Here is a 26,824-nt window from a genome sequence, read left to right as displayed (position 1 = left end):
TCACTTAAAAAGAATGAACTTTTAAATACCTTAGCAGATTATTATAATACCTAAATAAATTCAACAAAAATGGCGGAGCAATCTTCAATTCAGTGTCCAAACTGCGGAACGACTATCGATGTAAATGACATACTGAAACATCAGTTAGAAGACAGTATCCGTAAGGAATTCCAGCAAAAGGCCAACGCCCAATCGAGAGAAATGGAGCTTAAAAATGAGCAATTCGAAAAAGCCAAATTGGAATTTGAAGCCAAAAAGAAACAGGAAAACGAACTTTTTGCAGAACGTCTGGACCGTGAGAAAAAAGTAGCCGAAAAAGAAATCACCGAAAAACTAAAAACCAAACTGGACGAAGAAAACAAAGATCGCTTACTCGCCATGGAAAAGGAACTTTCGGAGAAATCGGAAAAACTTCGCGAATTAAATAAAATGACAGGTGAAATTGCCAAATTGCAGCGCGAAAAACTGGAAATGAAAGAAGCCATCGAAGCCGAAGCACAAAAACAGCTTAATGCTACTTTGGTTTTAGAAAGAGATAAAATAAGAAAACAGGAAGAGGAGAAAAACGAACTCAAAATAAAAGAATACCAAAAGCAATCAGACGATCAAAAGAAACTGATTGAGGAAATGAAACGCAAGCAGGAACAAGGTTCCATGCAGTTGCAGGGTGAAGTAATGGAATTAGCGATTGAGGAATGGCTGGCCAATAATTTCCCTTTGGACAGTATAGACGAAGTTAAAAAAGGCGCCAACGGGGCCGACTGCCTTCAGATTGTCAATACCCGCGAGCTGCAAAATTGCGGTTCTATCTATTACGAAAGCAAGCGTACCAAAGCCTTCCAACCCGCATGGATTGAGAAATTCAAAAATGATATCCGGACCAAAAGGGCTAATATTGGTGTGCTGGTGACCGAAGTGATGCCGGCAGGAATGGACCGAATGGGAATGCGTGACGGCATCTGGATTTGTACGTACGAAGAATTTAAAGGTCTAAGTGCCGTTTTGCGTCAATCTTTGATACAAGTGAGTCAGGCGGTTCAGGCACAGGAAAACAAAGGCGATAAAATGTCGATGTTGTATGATTTTTTAACCAGCAACGAATTCCGTTTGCAGGTAGAGGGAATTGTGGAAGGTTTTACGCAAATGCAAAGTGACCTCGATTCCGAAAAAAGAGCCATGCAGCGGATCTGGAAACAACGCGAAAAACAAATCGAGAAGGTAGTCCATAATACGTTAGGAATGTACGGTTCGATTCGCGGTATCGCCGGAAACGCCGTTCAGACCGTAAGGGCTTTAGAACTGGATTTTATTGAAGACGATAAAGAAGAAGATTCTAAGGAATTGTTAGAATAATACCTGATTCTTTGTACACGGGTTTTACGGATTTAAATGGATGACACGGATTTTTCTTTTTTCTTTGCTTGTGAAAACAAAAAAAAGCTAATCAACCTTCCTGAAAACGAGAAGTTTTCCGGAAGGATTAGAAAGTGTCAATCTCAGATTTTCGATAGAATAGGTAGTGGTACTTTGCAGCGCCTTGGTAAATTCGCTTTCTTTATTTCCGGGCGCGCAGGCCATCATCGTCGAAATTACTTTTGAAAATCGCAACAGGTCTTTTTCATAAAAAATACTGCCACTGATCGCATTACACCCTCCGTAACCCATAAATTTATTTTCTGAGGAATTGATTTCGATTCTTGGCAATTCCTTTTGAAAATCAGTTACAAAAACTTTGAATCCGTTTAGTTCTTCCAGAACCCAGATATCATGAAGGCGATAGTCAGTATTGTAATTGCCGCAGCCCTCTAATTTTGTAAAAGTAAGTTCCGCATTATTTTTAATTTCAATGGAGAAATGACTCCCGACATCGAATTCTGGCATTCCAGCTGCTGAATCGAAATGGTTGCCGTTGCTGTTTCATTAGCCACTTTATACATTTTTATATTGGCATCCATCGCTTTTATGGCTTCCCCTGCAGGAAAAATCAATTTCTCTTTCCCTGTAATTAAAGATGTAAATTCGATATTTTCCCTTCCCATTTTTATTCCCCAGAAAGGTTCGTTTCCGGTTCCTGTAAAGTAATATTTCATTTGATCTTCCTGAGTTCCATATTCAGAAGTGGTTTCTTTTGTCTCTGAAATTTTACCGGCTGTTGGTTTACAACCTGTTATCAATGAAAGTAATAGCAATATTAAAAGTGATTTTTTCATAGCATTTATGTTAAGACTATTTTATTCTGCTAAAACAGCTGTAAAATTCTTATGAATTTACAACATTTTTTTGAAATTATTATTTAGAATCTTTTCAAATTTATAAAAATACTCCCAGTTAAATTTGCACAAAATCCGCACTACGTAAAAGATTACGTCAAAATACGTAATATATGATTTTTTTAAATACTTAAAAAATAAATATTTTACGTATTTTTATAAGTATAAATACTTATATTTGCTCAGTAATACTTAATTAAAGAAGTGATGATTAAAGTAATAGTAGTTGGAAACGGAATGGTGGGTTACAAGTTTTGCGAAAAATTCATTGCAAAATCAGGACAGGAAAAGTATCAGATTACCGTATTTGGTGAAGAACCAAGGCGTGCTTATGACAGAGTTCATTTAAGCGAATATTTCGGAGGAAAAACCGCAGATGACTTATCGCTATCCACCAGCGAATGGTACTTAGAAAACAATATTACTTTAAACACTTCCGAACTCATTACAGATATTAACCGGGAAGATAAAACCATACATACACACTTAGAAAAAACACATCAGTACGACTACTTAGTGCTGGCCACCGGATCTTCTGCTTTTGTTCCTCCTATTGACGGCGTAGAAAAAGAAGGTGTATTTGTATATCGCACCATCGAAGATCTGGATGCGATCATGGCGTATGCCAAAAAAATAAAACTAAAAGGGGCAACAGAAGCTGCGGTTTTGGGTGGCGGGTTATTAGGTCTTGAAGCAGCAAAAGCGGTGAGAGATTTAGGCCTGAACCCACATGTGGTTGAATTTGCACCGAGATTAATGCCAAGACAGCTGGATAAAGGTGCCAGTGACATGCTCCAGTCTAAAATCGAAGAACTTAACATCGGAATTCATCTTAATAAAAGTACCCAATACATTGACGGGAAAGAATGTATAACAGGAATGATGTTTGCCGATGATGAATTGTTGAAAGTGGACATGCTGGTTATTTCAGCCGGAATTAAACCGCGTGACGAATTGGCCAGGGTGTCAGGGCTTGAAGTTGGTTTGCGAGGCGGAATTGTGGTAAACAATCAGATGCAGACCTCAGATCCTTCTATTTATGCGATTGGCGAAGCGGCACTTTACAATCAAAACATTTACGGCCTTGTAGCTCCGGGTTACGAAATGGCCGATGTGGCTGCCGAACAGATCCTAAAAGGTTCTAAAACCATGAGAGAAATCATCGACATGTCTACACAATTGAAATTAATTGGTGTGGAAGTGGCAAGTTTCGGTGATCCTTTTATAGAAAATGAAAATGTTACCGCCATTATTTATGAAAACAAACTAAGCGGTGTGTACAAAAGAATAAATGTTACTAAAGATTCCAAAACCCTGCTGGGCGGAATTCTGGTAGGAGATTCCAGCGATTATAATTCTCTTTTTCAGATTTTCAGCAATGCAATGGCTTTACCCAAAAATCCGGAGGACCTGATTTTAGGTTCCCGTGATGGTGCGGAAGGCTCTTCTATTGGAAGCGTAATGGATTTGCCGGATACCGCCGTAATCTGTTCCTGCGAAAATGTGACCAAAGGAGCGATCTGCTGCAAAATTCTGGACGAAAGCTGTTCCGGTTTTTCAGATGTCGTCAAACAAACCAAAGCCACAACTGGCTGCGGGGGCTGTAAACCTATGGTTTCGGATCTGGTAAAAGCAACGCAAAAATCGTTAGGCAAAGAAGTCAAAGATGTTATTTGTGAACATTTCAATTATACGCGTCAGGAATTATTCGATCTGGTAAAAATCAATAAATATGAAAATTTTTATGACGTTATCGACCATCATGGTTCAGGTGACGGATGTGAAGTCTGCAAGCCTGTTATTGCTTCAATCTTTTCCAGCATTTACAATGATACAGCCAATAAACATGTCACAACCCAGGATACAAACGACAGGTTTCTGGCCAATATTCAGCGCAACGGAACCTATTCTGTGGTGCCAAGAGTGGCCGGTGGTGAAATTACTGCCGAGAAATTAATCGTAATCGGCGAAGTGGCCAGACAATTTGATTTATACACCAAAATAACGGGCGCCCAGCGTGTTGATTTATTCGGAGCACACCTGAGTGACTTGCCAAAAATCTGGAAAATTTTAATTGATAACGGTTTTGAAAGCGGCCATGCCTATGGAAAATCACTTCGTGCCGTAAAAAGCTGCGTCGGAAATGCCTGGTGCCGTTACGGAATGGATGACAGTGCCGGATTTGCCATTGAACTGGAAAACCGATACAAGGGAATCCGTTCTCCTCATAAACTCAAAGGCGGAGTTTCAGCCTGTATTCGCGAATGTGCCGAAGCGCGTGGAAAAGATTTCGGGTTAATCGCTGTTGAAGGGGGCTGGAATTTATACATCGCAGGAAATGGCGGTGCAAACCCAAAACATGCCGTTTTACTGGCAGAACAAATCAGTAAGGAAACTGTCATTAAATACCTGGACCGCTTTCTAATGTATTACATCCGCACCGCTGGTCCGCTGGTCCGAACTGCCACCTGGCTTGAAAAACTCGACGGAGGTTTGGATTATCTGAAAGAAGTAATAATCGAAGACAGCCTGGGAATCTGCGAAACTCTTGAAGCTGAAATGCAAACCCTGGTGAATACTTTTGAATGCGAATGGAAACAAGTTCTCGAAAAACCAAGATTATTAAAACGTTTCAACCATTTTGTGAACTCTGAAGAGAAAGACGACAATGTTGTTTTTGTTCCGTTAAGAGATCAGAAAATGCCAAAATCCTGGTCGTAAAAGCTCCAAAAAAAAAGAAAAAAATCAAAAACGTTTGCTGTCCTTCTTACCCTCTTTTTACTGCGCCATCAGCTTTATGATTGTAAAAAGAGGGCTAAGAAACAGGAACTTAAAAAATATTCCAATGGAAGAAATCTTAAATCAATACCAAACCGTACAGTTAAAGGATGCAACGACCTGGTTTAAAGTGGGTACAGTAGATGACTTTCCAACCAATCGCGGCGGCTGCATTAAATACAAAAACAAACAAATTGCCATTTTCAATTTCGCCCGACGTAACGAATGGTATGCCTGCCAGAATGCCTGCCCGCATAAAATGGAAATGGTTTTGGCCAGAGGCATGACAGGATCCGCAGATGATATCCCGAAAATTGCCTGTCCGATGCATAAAAAAACGTTTTCCCTCGTAGATGGTTCCAACTTAAACGGAGACGATTTTAAAATTGCCACCTATCCTGTTAAAGTAATTGAAAACGAAGTGTTTGTTGGTTTTACAGATTGATTATTTTCAACTCAATATTCTTTTGTTTCCCGCAGATTTTGCAGATTTTGCAGATTTTGCAGATTTTTTTAAGGAAGCTATAAGTAATCTGCCTGATCTGCAAAATCTGCGGGAAAAAACACAGCTCCTAATTTCAATAAAAGTACATTTTCAAAACATTTACGCGAACAAGTTAATTCTGTATCTTTGAAATCTATTATTTAACCAAAAAAATGAACACACCTTTTCAAAAAGCAAGCGAGTGGATTGATGCCGAAAATGCTCAGGATCCTAACATCGAATCCGATCAGGATACCGAATATCCGAAAGAATTACTGTATTCCAACAGGATGTACGAAAGGCTGATGCAGTTTGAACCTGAAGCCTCCGAAGAAATTCAGATTGCTTCAAAAGCGCAGCATATCTGCCGATGGAAAGTTGCACGCGAATCCTACCCAATGGATCGTGTGGGTTATTTGAGATGGAGAGAAGACCTGAAAAAATTTCATGCTAAAACTACAGCCGGAATTTTAGAAAAAGCGGGTTACGATCAGGATTTTATTGATCGTGTTTCTTTTTTGATTGAAAAAAAATTACTTAAAAAAGATGCCGAAACACAATTACTGGAAGATATCATCTGTCTGGTATTTTTAGAATATTACCTTGATCCGTTTGTACACAAACACGATGAAGAGAAACTCAAAAATATCATCAAAAAAACATGGGATAAAATGTCTGACAAAGGACATCAGGAAGCCCTGAAAATCAATTATTCTGAAGAAAACCTAAACTTAATAAAAGCGTCTTTAGGGTTGTAACTTATTTTTTATGAAAAAAAGCAATCAGGAAGCAGCGGATAAAATTACCTTCAAAAATTTACGCCGTCTGTATTTTTTTGCACTTTGGACTATTGCCATAACCATTATTTTAAGTCAGGTTTTAGTGCAGTACAACTTAAAACAGCAGCTCAGTGATTCTAAAATCATCAATATTTCCGGAAAGCAAAGAATGCTCAGCCAGAAAATTGTCAAAGAGATATTGATTTTACATTATGTTTCCGACACAGTACCTGCCAAACAAATTTCGCATTTAAAAAGTGTTTTGGAACTTTGGAAAACAACTCAAAATGCACTCGAAAACGGGAGCGACAGCCTGGCTTTTCCAAAAGAAAAAAGCGAAACCCTTAGTAACTTATACTCCGACATCAATCCGATTTTTAGCAGTATTGCTGAGGATACCGATTTGTTTCTTCTAAATTTAAAAAACAAACAGAATCCGGCCCATAATCAGAAACTCGTTCAGGATATCCTGAAGAACGAAGGTGCTTTTCTTTCGAAAATGAACCAAATCGTAAGCCAGTACGATCTTGAAGCGCACGAAAAAGTAACCGAACAACGCAAAATAGAATACTGGATTTTCGCCTTTACGCTATTTGTGCTGCTGATGGAATTTTTCTTCATCTTTAGACCGACCAATAAAAAAATCGAAAAACTCATTGCCAAGCTTTTAACTTCTGAAAAGAAAGCCTTAAAACTCGCATACGATACCGAAATCATTAGTGAGATCAAAGAAAACTCGGTCAAAGAATTAAAGTCACTGAATTATGCCATGGAAAATACCCTTTTGTATTGCCGTATAGCACCGGATGGCTCGATTATTCATATTGGGGAAAAATTTGCCAAGCTTTTAAACTACACCCGTTTCTCTTCGCACAAAACGTTTTCCCAGGTTTTAACCACAGATGAAAAGGAACAGCTTAACATGGACCGTCTTATTTTTGAGAAACAGCGCAGCGGCTGGCAGGGCGAAATTAATATCATCAATAAAGAAGGACAAAATATCTGGCTGGATTTATCTATGGTTCCCGTGACCATCAAAAAAGAGGAATCTGAACTTTTAATCATTTGTTTTAATATTACGGAACGCAAAAAAGCACAGCGTGAAGTGGAACGCCTGAATATTGAAAACAGCACCGAAAAAATCAACCAGCAAAAGATTATCTCCAGCAGAATTGTCGAAAACCAGGAGAACGAACAAAACCGGATTGCCAAAGAAATTCATGACGGGATTGGACAGATGCTTACTGGCCTGAAATTTAGTTTAGAAAGCATCAATCTGGACGATAAGGAAAAATCGGCCCAAAAAATTGAATATTTAAAAAAACTATCACTCGACATCATCAAAGGGGTACGCACGGCAACTTTCAATTTAATGCCTCCCGAATTAAGTGATCACGGTATTGTTTCATCCCTTTCTAAACTGACACAGGAACTTTCAAAACTAACCGGAAAAGAAATTCTTTTTTATAACAAAACGGATTTCAACCAGCGTTTGGATTCGTTAATAGAGATCAATATTTACCGTCTGACGCAGGAAGCCATCAACAACGCCATAAAATATGCCGAATCATCCCATATTATTGTGCAGCTTTCCCACAGCCAGACTTTACTCAGTGTTATTGTGGATGATAACGGAAAAGGTTTTGACATTACAGCGGTTGACAAGAAACGAAACAGCCAGTCCGGAATGGGGTTGTTATTTATGAAAGAAAGGGTCCAATATATTAACGGACGCGTTTTTATCAAATCTATTCCGGGCGAAGGGACCAGGATTACTTTTAATATACCGATTTAACAATTAGATAATTAGATAATTTGACAATTAGATGATGTGATGATTAGCTGTTTTAGGTGTCGGTCATTTTTTAGGTATGCAATTTTATAATGTCGAATTGATTGATTTTTTTTTTAGATTTTCATTTAATCATTTCCAATCCTCCAATGATCCCATTATCTAATTATCTAATTTTCTAATTAGCACATTATCTCATTATCAAATTATCAAATTTTCCAATTCAAAAATTACGTATCTTAGCATCTTCTTTAGATGAAAATACGTAAACATTCAGAATCAAAATTAAGTAAAAGATGAGCAATATAATTCGGGTAGTTCTTGCAGATGATCATGTATTTGTACGAGATGGAATAAAATCTTTACTGGAAAACGAAGCAAACATTGAGGTTGTGGGAGAAGCTATTGACGGAGCTGATGCTCTTGAAGTAGTGGCTGCTGCTAAACCCGACTTACTTATAGTAGATATTCGTATGCCTCAGCTGACGGGGATAGAAGTAGTAGAAAAACTTAGAAATGATAATAACAATCTCAAAATTATCATGCTTTCTATGCACGAATCCGAAGAATACGTATTAAAATCGATCAAAGCCGGAGCCGACGGTTATTTACTGAAAGGTTCAAGCAAGGAAGAATTCTTAAAAGCCTTACATACCGTAGCCTTAGGCGGAAAATATTTTAGCGGGGATATTTCTTCTATCCTGATCAATCAGTTGACAAACGCCTCGAATTCCTTAGAACCGAAGCAAACGATAGGCGAAGAAATGATGATTACTAAAAGGGAGAAAGAAATCCTGACACTATTATTATCCGGAAAAGGAAATAAAGAAATCGCTGAAGCCCTTGATATTAGCAAACGTACCGCCGAAGTGCATCGCTTTAATTTGATGAAAAAGCTGAAAGTGAAGAATTTAATGGAACTTTCGAATAAAGCAACGGAATATTCACTTCTGTAATTCTGTTTAAAAGTTAAAAATCTCCTTTTAAAAATAGTGTTTTAACAAAATACGGAATCAATTTTAGGATGTTGGCAAATCTATCGAATTAGATAAAAATACTTAATTAAAAATACGTATTAATACTTATACAGTACTTATATTTGATAAAACAAATCTGAGTACTATGAAAAACACAAACCCTTTATCACAATCACACAAGATTCTATTTCTGAATACTTTGGCCTTCACAGTATGTTTTGCATGCTGGACCTTAAATGGCGTATTGGTGACTTTTTTGGTCGATAACGGTATTTTCCACTGGAGCGTTGTACAGGTCGGATGGTTGCTTGGCATTCCGATCCTGACCGGTTCCATCATGCGTTTGCCCATTGGAATCCTGACCGATAAATATGGCGGGAAATATGTTTTCTCGCTATTGCTCCTCCTCTGCTCCATTCCGCTGTTTTTGCTTCCCCTGGCCGATAGTTTTTTTATGTTTGCCTTACTTAGTTTCTTTTTCGGAATGGTCGGTACCAGCTTTGCGGTCGGAATTGGATATACTTCTATCTGGTACCCGAAAGAATGGCAGGGACGCGCCTTAGGCATTTTCGGAATGGGAAATGCGGGTGCCGCCATAACGACTTTTTTAGCGCCTTCCTTATTGAATCACTTCTCGATAGAAGATCCACAAAATGGCTGGAAAATACTTCCTGTAATTTATGCTGTTTCACTTCTTGTCATTGGAGCAGCCTTTTTAATTTTCGCCAAAAACAAAAAAATAGAAAACCAAACCAAAACGGTTTCCCAAATGCTGCAGTCTTTAAAAAGTGCCCGTGTCTGGCGATTCGGAGCTTACTATTTCTTAGTCTTCGGCTGTTTTGTAGCGTACTCCCAGTGGCTGCTGCCCAATTTCATGAACGTATATCAGACCAGTTTAGTAATGGGCGGTTTATTTGCAACGCTTTTCAGTTTGCCTTCCGGTGTTATCAGAGCATTCGGAGGTTATTTATCGGATAAATTCGGCGCACGAAAAGTCATGTACTGGGTTTTAAGTTCTTCTGTTATTTTAAGCGCTTTACTGATGATTCCGAAAATGGAAATTACAACTACGGGACCCGGCGTTCTGGCAACTAAAAAAGGAACTGTTACCGCTGTTTCCAAAGAAAAAATTAAGATTGGCGAAACTGAATTTCCAGTTGCCCAGCAAAAAGAAAACGGTGCTGAAAATTCAATTTTCCCAACCAGCACCTCCTGGCAACAAGTTGTTGTAGCGCAAAATCAAACCGTTAAGAAAAAAGAACTGCTGGCCAAAGGAATCACCGTCATTAAGTTTGATGCCAATATGTGGGTTTTCCTCGTGCTGGTCATCCTAATCGGAATATCATGGGGAATCGGAAAGGCAGCCGTATACAAACATATCCCCGAATATTTCCCTACGGAAGTCGGTGTTGTGGGCGGTATGGTAGGCATGATTGGTGGATTGGGCGGTTTCTTCGGTCCCATAATTTTCGGATACTTACTGACTGCAACCGGAATCTGGTCCAGTTCATGGATTTTTATCTTAATTTTTTCAGCGATTTGCCTGATCTGGATGCATTATACCATCACTAAAATTATGAATGAAAAACAACCTGTTTTAGCAAAGGTGATTGACAGACAATAAGTACAACAAAAAGTAAAAACTTGTAATTTTTATCCGTAAAAAATCATTTAAACTTCTAAATTTGCCGCAGAATTAAACAAAATACTCATGAAAAAACTAAAATTAATTATTTTATTACTGGCAGTAACAGGCTTCGAAGTTCAGGCTCAGGAATTAGATGTAAATTTACAGATAAGGCCGCGTTTTGAATATAGAAACGGATATAAAACACTTTTGCCTGAAGGACAGGAAGGTACCTCACAAATTTCACAGCGTTCCCGATTAAATTTTAATTATAAACAAGATCAGTTTACGGTAAAACTGACTTTACAAAATACCAGAACCTGGGGAGATGTTGCCACTACTGCAACCGCTGATAAAAATGGTATTGCTGTCTTCGAAGCATGGGCGCAATATGATTTAACAGAAAAATGGAGTGCCAGAATGGGGCGTCAGGTCCTTTCCTACGACAATCAGCGTATTTTAGGTGAACAGGACTGGGGGCAGCAGGCACAAAGCCATGATGCCTTAACGTTTTCTTTTCATACTGAAAAACAACAACTGGATTTTGGGGGTGCTTATAATTCTGATGCAGAGAACACTTTTCAGACTCCGTATACTGTCGCAAATTATAAAGCCCTACAATACGCCTGGTACCATGCTAATTTAGATAAATTAGGATTTAGTTTTCTAGCATTGAATACAGGATATGAATATGCCAATATTGATAAAAAACTACTCGTTGATTACAAACAAACTTTCGGACCCTATTTAACTTATAAAACGGACAAAATAGATGCTAATCTTTGGGTGTACGGACAAACCGGAAAAAGTACAGACCGACAAGTAAGTGCGTGGAATGCCGCTGCAAATTTCGGTTACAATATAACCCAGTCGTTTAAAGCTGGTGTAGGATATGAATTCTTATCCGGAAAAAACACTACGGACGGAAGCACTGTGATTAAATCTTTTAATCCGATTTTTGGAACGAACCATGGTTTTAATGGCTACATGGATTATTTTTATGTAGGCGGAGGCCATTTAAACAGTGTGGGTTTACAGGATGCCTTTCTAAAACTAAATTACAATGTAAACAAATGGCAATTTGCTTTGATGCCACACATATTCTTAGCTGCTGCTGACGTAATTACGCCTGTAGAAAAACTTGATTCTTACTTAGGAACTGAAATTGACTTTAGTGTCGGCTTTAATTTCAAAAAAGAAATTACATTAACAGGAGGATATTCACAAATGTTCGGTTCTAAGACTTTAGAGTACTTAAAAACCGGGGACGCCAGTCATACCAACAATTGGGCCTGGTTGATGATTTCTGTAAATCCCAGAATTTTTACCTGGAAAAAATAGTTTTTCTTCAAAATTAACACATCTATTTTACCCTTTTCATATTTTTTGAAAAGGGTATTTTTTTTACTTGCCTAAAAAATTGTTATTTGATTTAATTAGTTATATTTGAAGCGATTATGAACCCCCAATTCTATCCTATGAAACAATTTTTAAAATTTTCCATGCTTACTTTTATTGTAACTCAACCTGGTATTCCTCAAAAATACAACGATGCCTTAATTTCAAAAGGCTCAGAAATAAATTTTGCAAAAACACAGAAAAGAGGAATTAAAAAAAACAACATTATTTACTATGTTGAAAATGACTTACAAACCATATCTGCTTACAAAAGCAACAAATTGAAATGGCAGACCAATGTAATTTCTGTTTGTGGAACACCAAAACGCGGAGAACCTCAAATAAGATATGTAGGATATAATGATTCCAACAAACTACTTATCGTGATGGGAAAACACAATTTTGCCGAAATTGATATCAATAGCGGAATAACAAAACTTGTAGGTTAAGATTTTCTGTAAATCCTGAATCTTTACTTTTACGAAATAAAATATAAAAATACATCCGGATTATTAAATCTCCTTTGTTAGGACAAAGGAGATTTTTTTGTCGTAAAATTTAAAAATTAAACTCACAAAATACGTATTTATACGTAAAAATACTTATTTTTGTCTACATCATTATACGTGAATCATCTTAGATAAAGAAATTCATTTACCAGTATTCAAAAACGAATTCTAATGCAAAATACCGAAATCAAAACTACCTGTTCGTATTGTGGCGTTGGCTGCGGTATTATCGTGACCAACGAGGCTAAAAATGGCGTAATGGTCACGGGCGATAAAGAGCATCCCGTCAACAAAGGAATGTTATGTTCGAAAGGAATGAATCTGCATTATGTAGTAAACGATACTTCAGACCGGATTTTATATCCGGAAATGCGCGGCAGCAAATCGTATCCGCTCGAACGCGTGAGCTGGGACACTGCGCTTGACCGCGCTGCAGCAGTTTTTTCGTCGCTTATAAAAAAACACGGACCGGACAGCGTTGGTTTTTATATCTCCGGCCAGTGTTTAACCGAAGAATATTACCTGGTCAATAAACTCGTAAAAGGTTTTCTGAAAACCAATAATATCGATACCAACTCCAGACTCTGCATGAGTTCTGCAGTGGTAGGTTATAAAAAAACCTTTGGAGAAGATTCCGTACCGATTGCTTATGATGATATTGAACTGGCCGATACTTTCCTGATTACAGGTGCCAATCCGGCCTGGTGCCATCCTATTTTGTTTCGAAGAATCGAAAAACACAAAGAGAAAAATCCGAAAATAAAAATCATTGTTATTGATCCGAGACGAACCGATACTGCCGCTTTCGCCGATTTGCATTTGCAGATTATTCCCGGATCTGACATCATTTTATACCATGCCATCGCCAAACGCATCATCGAAAAAGGGCATGTCGATCATGACTTTGTAAAAAACAATGCTGAAAATTTCAAAGCCTATAAAGAATTGGTTTTAAGTACTTCTCTGGAAAAAGCCTCCAAACTTTGCGGCATTTCGGTGAGCGACATCAAACTTGCCGCTGACATCATCGGAAAAGCAAAGGGCTTTATCTCGCTTTGGGCAATGGGACTTAATCAGAGCGCTGTCGGGGTAGATAAAAACACGGCACTGCTCAATTTATCGTTATTGACGGGACAAATAGGAAAACCCGGATCAGGGCCATTTTCGCTGACAGGCCAACCCAATGCGATGGGCGGACGCGAAGCAGGCGGCATGGCTACCCTACTGGCCGCACACAAAGACATTGCCAATCCGGAGCATCGCAAAGAAGTTGCTGATTTCTGGGGCGTGGATTCGATTTCAGACCGACCGGGCTTAACGGCAACAGAAATGTTTGAGGCGTTGGAATCAGGCAAAATGAAAGCCGTCTGGATCATCTGCACCAATCCCTTAGTCAGTTTACCGGATTCGCGTCGTATCGAAAAAGCGCTTCAGAAGGCCAAATTTGTGGTGGTTCAGGATATTTCACATAAGGCCGATACCGCCAAATTTGCCGATTTACTGCTTCCCGCTGCAGGCTGGCTGGAAAAAGAAGGAACGATGACCAATTCGGAGCGTCGTATCTCCTATTTGCCAAAAGGAATCAACGCACCGGGTGAAGCACTTCCGGATATTGAAATTTTAATTCGTTTTGCTAAAAAAATGAATTTCCACGGATTCAATTTCAACAGTGCCGAAGAAATTTATAAGGAACATTGTGCCCTTACCAAAAACACCAATATTGATATTTCATTCCTAAACTACCATCGCTTAAAAACCGAAGGCACTTTTCAATGGCCTGTTCCGGATTACGGACATCCCGGAACGCCACGTCTTTTTACCGATAAAAAGTTTTATACCCCCTCACAAAAAGCAATTTTCAATCTGCCAACCGCTATTGAAAATACTTCGGAACAGCCCAATGCGCAATTCCCTTTTATCCTGACCACGGGAAGAGTCCGCGATCAGTGGCATACGATGACCAAAACCGGAAAAGTATCGCGTTTACTGACGCATACACCGAGTCCGGTATTGGAAATTAATCCGATTGATGCTTTTAAGAATGATATTAAAAATGGTGATATCGTAATGGTATCCAGTAAAAACGGTGAAGTTCGTGTCAAAACAAAAGTCACCGATTCGATTCGGGAAAAGGTTGTTTTTCTGCCCATGCACTGGGGAAAACAGCTTGAAAATGATCTGAACAGAACCAATAATTTAACCAATACCGTGGTCGATCCGGTTTCTAAGGAACCTGATTTTAAATATACGACTGTTGCTATCAGCAAATATGTAAAACCCTTTCAGAAAATTGCGATTGTGGGTGCGGGAGCTGCGTCTTTTCGTTTCATTCAGAACTATCGCGAATTCAATACAACCGATGAAATTATTGTTTTTTCCAATGAAATAAATCCGTTTTACAATCGTGTCCTACTTCCGGAATACATGACCGGAGAATTTTCGTGGGAGCAGTTGCTAAAAGTAAAAGATGGCGTTGCACTGCAAAAACTCAACATCACCATGAAAGCCGGTGTTGCGATTGACAAAATAAATTCCGCCGAAAAAACAATTCTGGACAACTACGGAAACCTGCACCATTTCGACTCGCTTATTCTTGCGACGGGAAGCCGCCCTTTCGTTCCCGAAAATGCACAGTTACATCTTCCGGGCCGTTTTACCATAAGAAGGAAGGAAGACGCCGACCGATTAAAAACGTATCTGGACAACACCGGACTGCCAGCTGACGAACAGCATGTCGTTATTATTGGCGGTGGTTTACTCGGTTTGGAATTAGCGGCGGCCTTAAAGCATAAAAAAGTAAAAATTACTATTATACAGAGAGCTTCACGATTGATGGAACGCCAGTTAGACCGGATTTCAAGCAAATTACTGGCCGAAGAAGTACAGCTTCGTGACATTCAGATTTATTTTGATAATGAAGTAAGTACTGTTTTTGAAACCGACCGTGGCAACGAACTTGAAATTGCATTAAAAAGTGGCAAAATTATAACCGCCAACGCTATTGTTTACACCATCGGAACAATTCCCAATATTGAAATTGCACGCGAAACGGGACTTTCCTGCGGACGTGGCGTAAAAGTAAACCAGTATTTGCAATCTTCAAATCCGGATATTTTTGCGATAGGGGAAATTGCCGAATTTGAAAATAAACTATTCGGAATCACTTCTGCTGCAGAAGAACAGGCAGATGTTCTGGCAAACTTCCTGGCTGGCGATATCAGCAGCTACTACAAAGGTTCCGTTTTAATGAATATTTTAAAACTGGAAGACATCAATTTATGCAGTATTGGTGCTATTGAAATTCCGGAAAATGATGATTCGTACGAAGAAATTATTTTCACCGATTTAAAGAAACGCTATTACAAAAAATGCATCGTTAAAAACGATTTGCTGGTGGGTTCTATTTTAATGGGGGATAAAAATGAGTTTGCCGAATTCAAAACGATGATTGAAAGCAAAATCGAATTGTCCGACAAACGAAATTTACTGCTCAGGGGAAGCTCAACTGCCAGGCCGGTCTTAGGGAAATTAGTGTGTTCCTGCAGTCAGGTCGGCGTCGGAAATATAGAAGAAACCATAAAAAGCGGCGTCACCGATTTTACCGATTTATGTAAAAACACCGGCGCAGGATTAGGCTGCGGAAGCTGTAAAACAGAAGTGAAGGAGCTATTGGCGAAATGCCGTATTTAGTTTGCAGTCGCAGTTTGCAGTCACAGTATACTGCGAGACTGAAAACTAAGACCGAGATCGAGACTAAAACCTGAAACAAAAAAAACCTGAAACAAAATAAAAAATGGAACTAACAAGACTAATAGTAAAAGGAGGCGTAATATCCCCGGGAGAATTGAGAGAAGTAGTGCACATGGCTATGGATCAGGGTTTGGAATCCATTTCCTTTGGTTCCAGACAGGATATTATTTTCCCGAAAGGCATTAAACCTTTAGAAAAAGAAAAAACCGGCAAACATCATTTTGTATTTCCGGACCAGAAAAGCGGTAACAATATCGTTTCTTCGTATGTTTCAACGGATATTTTCAGAAATACCAGCTGGCTGACAGGAAATCGGTATTTGTATATTTTAGAGCAGTTCAAGGAACAACCCAAGCTAAAAGTCAACATTACAGACCCTAAACAGCAATTGGTACCGTTGTTTACGGGCCATCTTAATTTTATTGCCTCTGAACAAGAAGATTATTGGTATTTGTACATTCGCTTACCCAAATGGGAACGCATGGAAGTCTACCCGGTTTTGATTTACAGTTGGGATATTGCCCGGTTTTATTACGAAATTGAAAAAATCACAGCCGAAGAATCAATTGGTATTGACCTTATTTTTAGTCTGGTCAGCGAAGCTTTAGATACAAACAACAGAACGATTGACCAACCTCTGAATGTTCCGTTTTATCCTTTCCCGTATTACGAGGGAATGAACAGAATGGGAATTGATCAGTATTGGCTGGGCTTGTACTGGCGTAACAATTTATACGATTTGGATTTCCTGAAACAAATGTGCGATTTGTGTTTTGACTGCAAAATCGGGAAAATATGCATTACGCCCTGGAAATCCTTTATTGTTAAAGGAATTCCGAAGGATAGAAAATTAGAATGGGAAAAATTCTTAGGCAAAAAAGGAATCAATGTACGTCATTCGCTGTTAGAACTGAACTGGCATCTCCCTGTGGCAATGGAATGGGCACTAAATCTTAAAACATTTCTGGTTCGTACGCTCGATCAGTTTGATATCAGCACTTACGGACTGACTTTTGGCTTGTCAGAATACAATCGCGAAGGACATTACTTTACCTCGATCGTAGTCGAAAAAAATGAGTTGCCAAAAGACTTAGCTTCCATTAAAATCAGGGATACTTATAATATATTGTTTGCAAAGAATTTTGATCCCAATACACGCGAATATATAGTGCATTCGCAGGATATTGACAAGCTCGAACTGCCGACGATTTTAATCGAATTAAGCCGGAAATATTTCGAAGAACTCGGGACTTCCGTTACCGAAACAACAGAAAATCCACAGAAAAAAGAAAAACCACAATTGGACATTTACCAGTGCCAGGAATGTTTAACCCTTTACAAATCAGAATTCGGAGAGGAAAGCCAGGGAATTCCGAAAGGCGTACTATTTACCGATTTACCCGAAACATACTGCTGCTCCCTTTGCGAATCCCCTAAAAGCAACTTCAGAATTCTGGAAATTGTCAGGAATTAATAATACACCTGGTAAATTCCAATTTTTAAATTCCAAATTCCAAACTTTACTTTTCACAACCAACAACCTAAAACTAATAAGTCATAAGACTAACTCACTACCCATAACGCAAAACTCATAACCCACAACTCATAACTCATAACTCACAATTATACAGCAATTTCCTCCATTTTTTCATGTAGAATTGTTAAGAGATTTTACTTTTTATTTTTAGACAAAAAGTCAAATAGTTTAATTCCAAATACTTAAGTTAAAAATTTATCAAAAAACTTAACATTGAAAGACTTGTATAATGATTATCTTTACTTAACGATCACTTAACAATTTAGTTACATTAGAAATTATTATCATCTAAAAGGACTTTAATATGGAAAACAACAACGAAGAAATTACTCCTGAAAAAATCGATTCATCAACACCTGAAAATATTCAGCCCGTTACAGAAACTAAAAAACCCGTAGCTACACCGCCAGCAAAAACGCCCGTTCGCAAAGCTGTTCCGGCTAAACCAACAACTGCTGCAACAACAACTACAACGCCAAAAGCGACGACAAAAACGGCAGCAGCCACTACACCAAAGCCTACAGTTCGAAGAGCTCCGGCAAAAAAGGTTACCGCTCCGGTTTCAACCATAAAACCTGAAGTAATACAAGAAGTTATTGAATCAAAAGAAGAAAAAACTACTGAAAAAACTTCAAAAGAAGAAACTAAGAAAGATAAATCAACAGATAAAAAGAAGAAAAAAGTGAAAGACAAAGACAAGGACAAGGAAAAAAAGAAATTAGCTAAGAAAAAAGATCAGGCTAAAAAAGACAAAAAGAAAGAGAAAGCTAAAAAAGCAAAACAAAAAGCTGCTGCTAAGAAAAAAGAAAAGGCTAAAAAAGCAAAGGATAAAGCGAAGGCTAAAAAAATAGCCAAAAAGAAAGCGAAGTCTCAGAAAAAAGCAAAAGCTAAAAAGAAAAAATAATGAACAAAAAAGGTTTGACTTAGTAAGTTGAACCTTTTTTTTATGCCCTGTTTGTTAGCGCGCGGGAATCGAAGAACTAGCCGCCAATTGCAATCATGCTGCGGTTGTCGAAATGAAGTGAAGGATCATCCATTTCTTCAGTGGTTACCATTCCTGCTCTTACCTTCTTTTTATTCCTGATCGATTCCGAAATCAGGCTGGTGATCAATTCACCATTCCTTAAAGGTGTAAGTAAATCTGTTTCTGAGTTCGAAAAAAGACAATTCTTGATTTTTCCGTTTGCCGTCAGGCGAATCCTGTTACAGCCATCACAAAACGGATTGGTGATAGAACTTATGATTCCGAAATCGCCCTGAAAATCTTTTATTTTAAAGGTTCTGGCTGTAAAGTTTTTTTCATCTTCCAGCTTCTGGATTTCTTCGGAAGAAAAGACTTTCGCCAATTCTGACAGAATTTCACTTTGGGAAACCATTTTACTCCTGTCCCACTCGTTTCCGGCAAAAGGCATAAACTCAATAAAACGAACCGATAACGGTAAAAACCTGGTTAACTGAACAAAATCGGCAATTTCATTTTCATTAAAACCTTTCATCAAAACAACATTTACTTTTACTTTAAAATCATTATTCAACAGCAAATGCAGATTGTCAATTACCTTCTCAAACTGATTTCGAAGCGTTATAGTATGAAATTTAGAAGAAACCAGCGTGTCCAGGCTCAGATTGATGTTGCTGACTTTAAATTCCTTTAAAACAGCCATATGCCGATCGATTAAGATTCCGTTTGTGGTTATGGAAATTGCAGTTCCCAAGGTGGCTAATTTGGAAATAATTTCGGGGAAATCTTTTCGTAAAAGCGGCTCTCCTCCTGTTAACCTGATTTTGTCCACACCATTTTCGACGAAGATTCGGGCAATGGCAAGAATCTCATCTGCAGTCATTAAACTGGCTTTTGGAGATAAGGCAATTCCGTCGGCAGGCATGCAATACGTACAACGCAGATTGCATTTCTCCAACAGCGAAATACGCAGATAGTTGTGTTTTCGCCCAAAATCATCCGTTAAAATCGTGTTAGAGGGAATCATGATTTTTACCTTTTAAAATATGAAAAACATGCAGCAAATGCGGAAAAACAGCATCCATGGATTCTCTTGCTCCGTTGGTGGAACCAGGTACAGCCAAAACTACACTTTTACCTAACGTTCCTGCCACCGTTCGTGACAACATCGCATACGGCGTACGCTGCTGGCCGTAATTTCGAATGGCTTCTTCGATACCCGGAATCCTGCTCTCTAATAATGGTGATAACGCTTCCGGTGTTACATCCCTTGGAGATAAACCTGTTCCTCCTGTAAAAATAACGAGCTGGTGTTCTTTCGTGAAAGCTTTAACTTTTTCCTGAATCACATTAATTTCATCCGGAATGATTTCATAATGTCCGGTTTCTACTCCGTAGGAAGTTAGTTTTTCGACGATGATTTTTCCGGAACGATCTTCTTTATCACCGGTAAAAACCGAATCGGAACACACAAAAACGGCGGCTTTGATCACGCCTGGAAATTTATTTTTAAAAGACGATTTCCCGCCTTCCTTCTGAACTAATCTGATCGTCGAAATTTCGATTTCCTTGTCGATTGGTTTCAGCATATCGTACATCGTAAGCGCCACGATAGAGGCGCCGTGCATGGCTTCAACCTCGACTCCGGTTTTGTAAACGGTTTTGACATCGAAAATAATATGAATGCTTAATTCCTCGATTTTATAAGCAACAGACGTATATTCGATTGGAATCGGATGGCAATCCGGAATGGACAAATGCGTATTTTTTACCGCAAACAAACCCGCCGTTTTGGCCATTTCCAACACATTCCCTTTCGGAACCAGGTTATTTACAACAGCATCAATCGTTTCCTGTTTGCTTACTTTTACAATTGCAGTTGCGGTTGCAGCGCGTAATGTATTTATTTTATGTGTGATATCTACCATTTTTTAGGTATTTTGCTTCCAGGTGAAAGCACCGTTTTCAAAAATTTCCTTACCAAAAATCGGCACATCTGTTTTTATCCAGTTTACGATAGCTTCCGTAGCTTCATAAACCTGTTTGCGCCTGGTTGCCGAGACGAACACAAACAAACAGATTTCTCCGGCTTTTACAACTCCCAAGCTGTGATAAATGTGCATGCAGGTCAGATCGAATTTAGCGAAAGCTTTCTCCCGAATGACGTGTAAGGCTTCATTTGCCATATCGGTATAAGCAGAATAATCGATTGCTGCAACGGTATTCTCGTGAATCACATCTGCCCGGACTTGTCCCAGAAAAATATTGTGCGCCCCGATCGTGTGTTTCGATTGGTGTTTGGCGATAGATGCTGCAATAAATTCAGGAGAAATGGCCCCTTCTAGAAATACATTTTTACTCATTGTTTATTTTTTTTTGCCACGAATGGCACGAATTATCACGAATTATTTCTATTCAATAACGCAAAATCTAATTATTTTAATTGTGCCCTTTTATTTTTTTGCCACAGATTGGCTTGATTTAATTGATTTTTTTTTGCCACAAATTACACGAATTAGCACTAACTTTTTTTGTTTACCAGTGCATTTTAATTGTCAATTGTTTTTATGTTAAGGCTTTTTCTTTTTTTAATAATTGATTTAAAACTACAGCTCCTCCTTTGATACTTTTTACTTTTTTGAAGTTCTTTTTCAGGAGGATTTCCAATGCCAATTTGCTTCTCATTCCGGACTGGCAGAAAATATAAATGGTTTTATCCGGATCTAAATTTTCAAGCTCTTTTTCTAATTCGGTCAGGGGAATCAGAATACTGTTTTTCATTCTTATTTCCGGAAGTTCGTCCGGATTTCGAACGTCTAAAAAAAGTACATCTTCAAGATCAATCTGGTTTAAAATCCTTTCGGCTTCAATTTCATTATTGTCTTCTTCAATTTTATATTTTTCTTCAAAAGATAGGCTGTCGATCCTGATATCATTGTTTTTTTCGAAGTCATATTTTTGCTGTTCGTTATTCAAAATAGAGTAAACCAGCAATTTACCACTTAACACTTCTCCTGTTTCCAGAATCATTTTAAGGACTTCACCGGCTTGTAACAAACCGATAATCCCAACTGAAACCCCAACCACTCCGGCGTCATTGCAATTTTCCGCGAAGGTGTTTTCCTCGGGAAAGAGACATCTGTAAGTGGGTCCGTTTTTATAATTGAAAACCGAAACCTGCCCTTCAAATCTAAAAACAGAGCCATATACCATTGGTTTATTGGTCACCAGACAGGCATCATTGATGAGGTATTTTACAGCAAGGCTATCTGTTGCATCGACTATAATATCATAATTTTCAAATAACGAAATCGCATTGTGTGCTGCTAACCTTTCTGCAATCGAATTGACTTTCACTAGTGGGTTTAGTGCTTCTAACATCAACTTGGATTCATCCGCTTTATATTTTCCTACTGCAGCTGTGGTGTAGATGACCTGTCTTTGCAGGTTTGAAATTTCAATCACATCATGATCTGCAATACCAATTTCACCAACTCCTGCGGCAGCCAGATACGGGAGAACAGCAGCTCCCAAACCGCCGGCGCCAATGACTAAAACTTTGGCTTTGGCTAGTTTCTCCTGTCCTTTTTCTCCGATTTCCGGGAGAATCATTTGTCTGTTATAACGCGTTGATGCATTCATGCCATTTATTTTTAACCTCCGGCAAACGGTGGTAACAAAGCAACTACATCGCTTGTCTTCAATTTGTAATCAGTTGCTTTTGGAATTATCTTCTGATTGACTGCAACACTGAAAGCCAGGGAATCCAATTGATACTTCTCTTCTAAATCCTGCAATAAATCCTGCAGTGAAATATCCGAAGAAAGTACTTTTTCGAAAGTGCATCTGGTCTTTTCGGCAACAGCTCCAAAATATTTAATCTCGATCATTATTCTAAATTTAAATTCTGAAAAATAAATTCATCTTCAAAATGTTCCTGAAAACAGGAAGTCAGTTTGGAGTTGTTTTTCACCACTTCCCCGATCACAATGATGGCCGGAGAAGAAATATTCTTTTCGGATACTAATTTAGCAATTGAACTCATGGTTCCGACTACTTTTTGTTCGGAATTTTTTGTTCCGTTTTGAATAATGGCAATGGGTAAATCGTCTGTCCGGTTTTCTTTATAGATCGAAATAATCTGATCTAACTTATGCATGCCCATCAAAATTACGACTGTAGCGGCTGATTTTGAGGCTAAATGTATATCTTTCGACAATTCATGATTGGATGTCGTCCCTGTAATTACCCAAAAACTTTCGGCTATCAGACGTTGTGTCAGACTAATTCCAACCGAAGCCGGAACCCCTAAAGCAGACGAAATTCCCGGAACAACTGCTGTTTCCAGTCCAAACTTTTCTGCATATTCTATTTCTTCACTTCCCCTCCCGAAAACAAAGGGATCCCCACCCTTTAAACGCACTACATGTCCGTGACTCTTGGCCATCGAAACGATCAATTCATTAATCTGATCCTGCGAATAGGCATGACAACCTAAACGTTTCCCAACAAAAACAATTTCGGCCTGTTCGGCATATTGCAATAATTCTTCATTGACCAGGGCGTCGTACAAAACTATATCGGCAGACTTTAGCGCCTTGATTGCTTTAAGTGTAATTAATTCAACATCGCCGGGACCTGCGCCTACAACTGTTAATTTTGGTGTTTTCAGGTTTTTCATACTACTTAACTTAAATTGATATTCAGGTCATTTAATTCATCGATCGAATTAATATTGCTCAAATGAAAATTTTCACTTTCTTCTATATGGATAATCTGATGCGGAATTTTAGCAATCAGGTCCATCATTTTCAGCTCATCTGCTTCTACAGCTTCTTTTATAACAGGAAGCACTTTTTTAGAATAAATTCCGATTAACGGATGCACCTTACTTTCGGAAGCAAAAACGGTAACGCCTGCTTCGGTATTGTGTTTTGAAATTAATTCCGTCAATAATTCGGTTGAAATTAACGGAATGTCGCAGCTTAAAATCAGATTAAATTCGGTTTCAGAAGCTGTCAGTGCGGTGTAAATGCCGCCCAACGGCCCTTTATCCGAAATAATATCCGGTATTTTCTGATAGGCCAGGTACTCGTATTCCTTGGTCGCCGTAATCAGTTTTATTTCTTCTGTGATGGGTAAAATCGCCTGAATAATATGTTCAATGAAAGGTTTCTTTTGAAACAAAACCAATCCTTTCTCGGACTGCATTCTGGTGCTTTTACCTCCACAAAGAATAAATACTGTTAGCGTTTCCATGATTTTGTTGTTTCAGGGGTTTACCAATCTTGCTTGTTTTTCTATATTCAATTTTTTTTCTTACTTATTTTTTTGACTCTTATTTTGCTCTCGCAGATTTGGCAGATTTTTCTTTTTTAATTTGAATGATCTTTTTTCTGTGGATTTTATTTTTAAAATACTTTAGGGAAAAATCAACTTAACGCTTGCAATTAATATTACAGTTCCCAACACAAATTTTAATGTTTTATTGGAGAAATAGCCGCTTCCGTAAAATCCGCCTAAAACTCCCCCAATCACAGCAATTGGAACCAGGTAAAAACTTTCCGTTGGAATTGTTTTTCCTCCCAGAAAGAACCCGAGTAACCCTGCAAATGAATTCACAAATATGAATAAACCTGAAATCGCTGCCGACTCTTTGATGTTTGCCCATCCCAAAAACAATAAAATCGGACTCAGGATGATTCCGCCTCCAATCCCTAACATTCCGGATAATAATCCGATCGCAAATCCGATAACCAATGCAAAAGGAATATTAATCGCAACTGCTTCTTTTTCTTTAAAATTAAATATCCCGAACAGCCTCAGCGCTGCAAAAACCAATACAATTCCGAGAATAATTTTATAAGCCGCATTGTTCAGCGTCACAAAACCACCCAAAAATGCAGCCGGTATCGACGCAATTGCAAAAGGGTAAAACAGCTTAGGCCTGAAATAATTCATTCGATAATAAAAGAAAAATGAAATACTCGAAACAAACAAATTCAACAGCAACGCAGATGGTTTCATTATAGCCACCGGAAACGCAAAAATCGTCATCAAGGCCAAATATCCCGACGCTCCCCCATGCCCCACACTGGAATACAAAAACGCAATCACGATTAAAGCGAAGCTAAACAGGACCATATTTTCAGAACTAAGGAGATTCATAGGTATGTTTTTGTTTGTTGTTGTTTCTGGTTTAATTTTGTTTCAGGTTTCAGGTTTCAGGTTTCAGGTTATCTGCCCACTTTATAGACTACAATCTATCTTCTTTACTCTTTACTCTTTACTCATAGCTCCCAACTCTATACTCTATACTCTATACTCTATACTCTATACTCTATACTCTATACTCTATACTCTTTCCCACTAAAATCCCCCAATCGGCAACAAAGTCACCAATTCGTTTTTTTTAAGCATTTCCGCATCATTCGGAACAATCAGTAAGCTGTTGGCAATGGCAAAAGAATTAAGCATTGCCGAGCTTTGCCCTCCCAGGACCTCAACGTGCGTTTCGTCGTAGATTGCTTTCAGAAACAAGGTTTTTCCGGTTGTGTTGGGAATATCTGCATTTAATTTGCGAATTAATTTTGGAAGGTGAATTTCAGAGAAACCCATTTTATTTCGGATGGCAGGATACACATAAACGTAAAAATTAGTGAGTGAAGAAGCCGGATTTCCGGGCAATGCAAACACTAGAGTTTCATTTCGCTTTCCAAAAAACATTGGTTTTCCCGGCCTCTGATTGATTTTGTAAAACAGTTCTTCCACTTCATTGGCCAGTAAGGCCTCTTTTACAAAATCATAATCGCCGACTGAAATTCCGCCGGAAATTAATACAATGTCATATTGCGGCAAGATCTCTTTTAATGCTTTTTTAGTAGCTTTCAGCTTGTCTTTTACCGTATAAACTTTTGTTTTTTTAATTCCGACGGTCTGGAGCGCGGCCTGAAGCATTACCGAATTACTTTCGAATATTTTCCCTTTTGGTAATTTCTTTCCGGGTTTCACCAGTTCATTCCCGGTAACCAAAATGGCAACTTTCGGTTTTTTATAAACGCTTATTTCCGTAATTCCCAAACAAGTCAAAAATCCAATTGCAGCGGGTGTGATCAAAGTATTTGCTTCAAAAACAACATCATCCTTCTGAATCTGCTCCCCTTTACTGCGTACATTGGCAAATTGTTCCGGCATATTGGTAATCAAAATCGATTTTTCGTTGGCCATCACATGTTCCTGCATAACGACAGTATCTGCGTCGTCCGGCACAAAAGCGCCTGTAAAAATACGTACCGCTTCGTTGAATTCAAGTTTGGTATTTACATGATCTCCGGCCTGTGACGTGCTTATTACATCATACTGATGCCTTTTACTGTGCGTAAAAGCGTAGCCGTCCATAGCAGATTGGCGAAAAGGCGGCATTGCAATTGGCGAATGCACCGTTTTGGCCAAAATATATCCCAACGCCTTATTCACTTGAATTTTCTGCGTTGGCATCTCTGAACTGTTTTCAGCTACGATTGTTAAAGCCTGACTAACTTGTATCATGTTTTGAAATATAACTAAGTATAAATACTTATTACAAATATAAGTATTAAATAATAGGATGAATAAAAAATATAATTTATTTTAATATCTATAAAATTAGTCTAATTTCTTCAAAATCAACTTTAAAAACCAGGCTAGTTTTGCGTAAAAAATCATTATATGAATCAGAAATGCTTCTTAACTGACGTTTTTGCCCTCTTTTTTAATCTGACCACGCGATGAAAAAGAAAAAAATAAGTATAAAATACTACATTTAAATGTCTTTAAAAAAATAATCCGACCGAGAGTATTATTTCAACTTTAAAACACAAGTAATTGATTTACAATAATTTAATTAGCTGTTTTACAATCATCTAGATTTTATTTCTGTTCGGTAAAAAAATAATTTAATTTTTTTTTGGTTTTTATTATATT

Annotated in this window: 23 protein-coding genes; 12 read left to right on the top strand and 11 right to left on the bottom strand. The window is 38.3% G+C overall.

Annotated features, from left to right (window positions below; all coding sequences use genetic code 11):
• Nucleotides 1-69 precede the first annotated feature (69 nt).
• Nucleotides 70-1,353, top strand: a complete 1,284-nt coding sequence (locus D0817_RS12390; protein ID WP_127338690.1) for a DUF2130 domain-containing protein — start codon at nucleotides 70-72, stop codon at nucleotides 1,351-1,353.
• Between the two features lie 87 nt (nucleotides 1,354-1,440).
• Here the strand turns inward: D0817_RS12390 and D0817_RS26230 are convergent, their stop codons facing one another.
• Together D0817_RS26230 and D0817_RS26225 are read right to left on the bottom strand one after the other, a co-directional pair.
• A complete protein-coding gene (locus D0817_RS26230; RefSeq protein WP_238160864.1) occupies nucleotides 1,441-1,881 on the bottom strand; it encodes an META domain-containing protein in 441 nt (146 codons plus the stop codon).
• Complete coding sequence (locus D0817_RS26225; protein ID WP_238160863.1) at nucleotides 1,806-2,210, bottom strand: hypothetical protein; 405 nt, start codon at nucleotides 2,208-2,210, stop codon at nucleotides 1,806-1,808. The genes D0817_RS26230 and D0817_RS26225 overlap by 76 nt, the downstream gene beginning before the upstream one ends.
• A 267-nt stretch (nucleotides 2,211-2,477) precedes the next feature.
• On the opposite strand from D0817_RS26225, the gene nirB reads away from it, so the two are divergent.
• The 11 genes from nirB (at nucleotide 2,478) to D0817_RS12330 (ending at nucleotide 18,805) form a co-directional block, all read left to right on the top strand.
• Nucleotides 2,478-4,991 (top strand): nitrite reductase large subunit NirB, encoded by a 2,514-nt coding sequence (gene nirB, locus D0817_RS12380; RefSeq protein WP_127338689.1) that lies wholly within the window; start codon nucleotides 2,478-2,480, stop codon nucleotides 4,989-4,991.
• Nucleotides 4,992-5,115: 124 nt separating this feature from the next.
• Nucleotides 5,116-5,493: a nitrite reductase small subunit NirD gene (gene nirD, locus D0817_RS12375; RefSeq protein ID WP_127338688.1), complete on the top strand. Its 378-nt coding sequence runs from the start codon at nucleotides 5,116-5,118 to the stop codon at nucleotides 5,491-5,493.
• A 212-nt stretch (nucleotides 5,494-5,705) separates the two neighbouring features.
• Nucleotides 5,706-6,290, top strand: coding sequence for a DUF4202 domain-containing protein (locus D0817_RS12370; protein WP_127338687.1), 585 nt, complete (start codon nucleotides 5,706-5,708; stop codon nucleotides 6,288-6,290).
• 10 nt (nucleotides 6,291-6,300) lie between these two features.
• On the top strand, nucleotides 6,301-8,106 hold the full coding sequence (locus D0817_RS12365) for a PAS domain-containing sensor histidine kinase (RefSeq protein ID WP_127338686.1): 1,806 nt from the start codon (nucleotides 6,301-6,303) through the stop codon (nucleotides 8,104-8,106).
• Between the two features lie 293 nt (nucleotides 8,107-8,399).
• Nucleotides 8,400-9,059: a response regulator transcription factor gene (locus D0817_RS12360; protein WP_127338685.1), complete on the top strand. Its 660-nt coding sequence runs from the start codon at nucleotides 8,400-8,402 to the stop codon at nucleotides 9,057-9,059.
• 166 nt (nucleotides 9,060-9,225) lie between these two features.
• Complete coding sequence (locus D0817_RS12355; protein ID WP_127338684.1) at nucleotides 9,226-10,704, top strand: MFS transporter; 1,479 nt, start codon at nucleotides 9,226-9,228, stop codon at nucleotides 10,702-10,704.
• A gap of 87 nt (nucleotides 10,705-10,791) precedes the next feature.
• Nucleotides 10,792-12,048 (top strand): alginate export family protein, encoded by a 1,257-nt coding sequence (locus D0817_RS12350; protein ID WP_127338683.1) that lies wholly within the window; start codon nucleotides 10,792-10,794, stop codon nucleotides 12,046-12,048.
• 137 nt (nucleotides 12,049-12,185) lie between these two features.
• Nucleotides 12,186-12,554 (top strand): hypothetical protein, encoded by a 369-nt coding sequence (locus tag D0817_RS12345; protein ID WP_127338682.1) that lies wholly within the window; start codon nucleotides 12,186-12,188, stop codon nucleotides 12,552-12,554.
• Nucleotides 12,555-12,785: 231 nt separating this feature from the next.
• A complete protein-coding gene (locus tag D0817_RS12340; RefSeq protein ID WP_127338681.1) occupies nucleotides 12,786-16,304 on the top strand; it encodes a nitrate reductase in 3,519 nt (1,172 codons plus the stop codon).
• Between the two features lie 103 nt (nucleotides 16,305-16,407).
• On the top strand, nucleotides 16,408-17,838 hold the full coding sequence (locus tag D0817_RS12335) for a rubredoxin (protein ID WP_127338680.1): 1,431 nt from the start codon (nucleotides 16,408-16,410) through the stop codon (nucleotides 17,836-17,838).
• A gap of 367 nt (nucleotides 17,839-18,205) precedes the next feature.
• Nucleotides 18,206-18,805: a hypothetical protein gene (locus tag D0817_RS12330; RefSeq protein WP_127338679.1), complete on the top strand. Its 600-nt coding sequence runs from the start codon at nucleotides 18,206-18,208 to the stop codon at nucleotides 18,803-18,805.
• Between the two features lie 76 nt (nucleotides 18,806-18,881).
• Here D0817_RS12330 and moaA read toward each other — a convergent pair whose 3' ends face one another.
• The 9 genes from moaA to D0817_RS12285 all read right to left on the bottom strand — a co-directional run bounded on the left by moaA (nucleotide 18,882) and on the right by D0817_RS12285 (nucleotide 26,410).
• Nucleotides 18,882-19,889: a GTP 3',8-cyclase MoaA gene (gene moaA / locus D0817_RS12325; protein ID WP_127338678.1), complete on the bottom strand. Its 1,008-nt coding sequence runs from the start codon at nucleotides 19,887-19,889 to the stop codon at nucleotides 18,882-18,884.
• Nucleotides 19,876-20,790, bottom strand: a complete 915-nt coding sequence (gene moaCB / locus D0817_RS12320; RefSeq protein WP_127338677.1) for a bifunctional molybdenum cofactor biosynthesis protein MoaC/MoaB — start codon at nucleotides 20,788-20,790, stop codon at nucleotides 19,876-19,878. Before moaCB ends, moaA begins: the two co-directional genes overlap by 14 nt.
• Before the next feature lie 3 nt (nucleotides 20,791-20,793).
• A complete protein-coding gene (locus D0817_RS12315) occupies nucleotides 20,794-21,225 on the bottom strand; it encodes a molybdenum cofactor biosynthesis protein MoaE (protein ID WP_127338676.1) in 432 nt (143 codons plus the stop codon).
• 202 nt (nucleotides 21,226-21,427) lie between these two features.
• On the bottom strand, nucleotides 21,428-22,504 hold the full coding sequence (locus D0817_RS12310; protein ID WP_127338675.1) for a HesA/MoeB/ThiF family protein: 1,077 nt from the start codon (nucleotides 22,502-22,504) through the stop codon (nucleotides 21,428-21,430).
• An 11-nt stretch (nucleotides 22,505-22,515) separates the two neighbouring features.
• Complete coding sequence (locus D0817_RS12305; RefSeq protein WP_127338674.1) at nucleotides 22,516-22,752, bottom strand: MoaD/ThiS family protein; 237 nt, start codon at nucleotides 22,750-22,752, stop codon at nucleotides 22,516-22,518.
• Nucleotides 22,752-23,543 (bottom strand): uroporphyrinogen-III C-methyltransferase, encoded by a 792-nt coding sequence (gene cobA / locus D0817_RS12300; protein ID WP_127338673.1) that lies wholly within the window; start codon nucleotides 23,541-23,543, stop codon nucleotides 22,752-22,754. The genes D0817_RS12305 and cobA overlap by 1 nt, the downstream gene beginning before the upstream one ends.
• A 5-nt stretch (nucleotides 23,544-23,548) precedes the next feature.
• Complete coding sequence (locus D0817_RS12295) at nucleotides 23,549-24,121, bottom strand: molybdenum cofactor guanylyltransferase (protein ID WP_127338672.1); 573 nt, start codon at nucleotides 24,119-24,121, stop codon at nucleotides 23,549-23,551.
• 162 nt (nucleotides 24,122-24,283) lie between these two features.
• Nucleotides 24,284-25,030: a sulfite exporter TauE/SafE family protein gene (locus D0817_RS12290; protein ID WP_127338671.1), complete on the bottom strand. Its 747-nt coding sequence runs from the start codon at nucleotides 25,028-25,030 to the stop codon at nucleotides 24,284-24,286.
• Between the two features lie 201 nt (nucleotides 25,031-25,231).
• A complete protein-coding gene (locus tag D0817_RS12285) occupies nucleotides 25,232-26,410 on the bottom strand; it encodes a molybdopterin molybdotransferase MoeA (RefSeq protein ID WP_127338670.1) in 1,179 nt (392 codons plus the stop codon).
• Nucleotides 26,411-26,824 lie beyond the last annotated feature (414 nt).

Origin of the sequence: Flavobacterium cupreum, from assembly GCF_003996965.1 — a bacterium.
GTDB lineage: Bacteria > Bacteroidota > Bacteroidia > Flavobacteriales > Flavobacteriaceae > Flavobacterium > Flavobacterium cupreum.
This window is presented reverse-complemented; position numbering and strand designations above follow the sequence as displayed.

What these genes read in the sequence shown, in the direction of transcription:
- moaCB (WP_127338677.1), bottom strand. Translation starts at nt 20,790, where the DNA reads ATGGTAGATATCACACATAAAATAAATACATTACGCGCTGCAACCGCA.
- D0817_RS26230 (WP_238160864.1), bottom strand. Translation starts at nt 1,881, where the DNA reads ATGCCAGAATTCGATGTCGGGAGTCATTTCTCCATTGAAATTAAAAAT.
- D0817_RS12310 (WP_127338675.1), bottom strand. Translation starts at nt 22,504, where the DNA reads ATGAATGCATCAACGCGTTATAACAGACAAATGATTCTCCCGGAAATC.
- moaA (WP_127338678.1), bottom strand. Translation starts at nt 19,889, where the DNA reads ATGATTCCCTCTAACACGATTTTAACGGATGATTTTGGGCGAAAACAC.
- D0817_RS12290 (WP_127338671.1), bottom strand. Translation starts at nt 25,030, where the DNA reads ATGAATCTCCTTAGTTCTGAAAATATGGTCCTGTTTAGCTTCGCTTTA.
- D0817_RS12295 (WP_127338672.1), bottom strand. Translation starts at nt 24,121, where the DNA reads ATGGAAACGCTAACAGTATTTATTCTTTGTGGAGGTAAAAGCACCAGA.
- D0817_RS12305 (WP_127338674.1), bottom strand. Translation starts at nt 22,752, where the DNA reads ATGATCGAGATTAAATATTTTGGAGCTGTTGCCGAAAAGACCAGATGC.
- nirD (WP_127338688.1), top strand. Translation starts at nt 5,116, where the DNA reads ATGGAAGAAATCTTAAATCAATACCAAACCGTACAGTTAAAGGATGCA.
- D0817_RS12370 (WP_127338687.1), top strand. Translation starts at nt 5,706, where the DNA reads ATGAACACACCTTTTCAAAAAGCAAGCGAGTGGATTGATGCCGAAAAT.
- D0817_RS12340 (WP_127338681.1), top strand. Translation starts at nt 12,786, where the DNA reads ATGCAAAATACCGAAATCAAAACTACCTGTTCGTATTGTGGCGTTGGC.
- D0817_RS12335 (WP_127338680.1), top strand. Translation starts at nt 16,408, where the DNA reads ATGGAACTAACAAGACTAATAGTAAAAGGAGGCGTAATATCCCCGGGA.
- nirB (WP_127338689.1), top strand. Translation starts at nt 2,478, where the DNA reads ATGATTAAAGTAATAGTAGTTGGAAACGGAATGGTGGGTTACAAGTTT.
- cobA (WP_127338673.1), bottom strand. Translation starts at nt 23,543, where the DNA reads ATGAAAAACCTGAAAACACCAAAATTAACAGTTGTAGGCGCAGGTCCC.
- D0817_RS12355 (WP_127338684.1), top strand. Translation starts at nt 9,226, where the DNA reads ATGAAAAACACAAACCCTTTATCACAATCACACAAGATTCTATTTCTG.
- D0817_RS12365 (WP_127338686.1), top strand. Translation starts at nt 6,301, where the DNA reads ATGAAAAAAAGCAATCAGGAAGCAGCGGATAAAATTACCTTCAAAAAT.
- D0817_RS12285 (WP_127338670.1), bottom strand. Translation starts at nt 26,410, where the DNA reads ATGATACAAGTTAGTCAGGCTTTAACAATCGTAGCTGAAAACAGTTCA.
- D0817_RS12350 (WP_127338683.1), top strand. Translation starts at nt 10,792, where the DNA reads ATGAAAAAACTAAAATTAATTATTTTATTACTGGCAGTAACAGGCTTC.
- D0817_RS12330 (WP_127338679.1), top strand. Translation starts at nt 18,206, where the DNA reads ATGGAAAACAACAACGAAGAAATTACTCCTGAAAAAATCGATTCATCA.
- D0817_RS12390 (WP_127338690.1), top strand. Translation starts at nt 70, where the DNA reads ATGGCGGAGCAATCTTCAATTCAGTGTCCAAACTGCGGAACGACTATC.
- D0817_RS26225 (WP_238160863.1), bottom strand. Translation starts at nt 2,210, where the DNA reads ATGAAAAAATCACTTTTAATATTGCTATTACTTTCATTGATAACAGGT.
- D0817_RS12360 (WP_127338685.1), top strand. Translation starts at nt 8,400, where the DNA reads ATGAGCAATATAATTCGGGTAGTTCTTGCAGATGATCATGTATTTGTA.
- D0817_RS12345 (WP_127338682.1), top strand. Translation starts at nt 12,186, where the DNA reads ATGAAACAATTTTTAAAATTTTCCATGCTTACTTTTATTGTAACTCAA.
- D0817_RS12315 (WP_127338676.1), bottom strand. Translation starts at nt 21,225, where the DNA reads ATGAGTAAAAATGTATTTCTAGAAGGGGCCATTTCTCCTGAATTTATT.